Origin of the sequence: Thiolapillus sp., assembly GCF_048562965.1 — a bacterium.
GTDB classification, from domain to species: Bacteria; Pseudomonadota; Gammaproteobacteria; order Chromatiales; family Chromatiaceae; genus Thiolapillus; species Thiolapillus brandeum_A.
In genome coordinates this window covers 1-612 of record NZ_JBHNMF010001471.1, presented here as the reverse complement: position 1 = coordinate 612, position 612 = coordinate 1, and the positions used below count along the sequence as shown (strand labels likewise).

At 61.9% G+C, this 612-nt stretch carries 1 protein-coding gene; it reads left to right on the top strand.

Annotated elements, in window-relative coordinates:
• A partial coding sequence (locus ACOCD2_RS24995) for a type I restriction endonuclease subunit R, EcoR124 family (protein ID WP_419626362.1) occupies positions 1–612 on the top strand: 612 nt, incomplete at both ends.

Below are 612 nucleotides of genomic sequence, written 5' to 3'. Positions count from 1 at the left end.
TCAAGTACCATGGCCTGATTCAGGCCTTCTCGCGCACCAACCGCGTGCTGCACGGCGCCAAGCCCTGCGGAAACATCCTCGATTTCCGCGCCCAGAGGGAAGCCGTTGACGATGCCATCGCCCTGTTCTCCGGCGAGGCGGGCGAGCGGGCCCGGGAAATCTGGCTGGTGGACCCGGCCCCCGTGGTGGTGGAAAAGCTGAGCGAAGCCGTGCAGCAACTCGAAGACTTCATGCAATCCCAGGGCGTGGACTGCAGGCCCGGGGAAGTCGCCAGCCTCAAGGGTGACGAGGCCCGCGCCACCTTCATCAACTGCTTCAGGGAAGTGCAGCGCATCCGTACCCAGCTCGACCAGTACACCGATCTCGATCCTGAACTGCGCGAGACCATTGATAAACTGCTGCCGGAAGATGACCTGCGCGCCTTCAGGGGCGTCTATCTCGATGTTGCCCAGGAGCTCAAAGCCAGGCAGGAGAAGACGCCAGACCCCAACGACCCCATCCGGCAGCTCGATTTCGAGTTCGTGCTGTTCGACTCTGCGCTCATCGACTACGACTACATCATGAAGCTCATCGCCCGTTTCACCGGCCAGCCGCCCAGGAAGCAGAAGATAA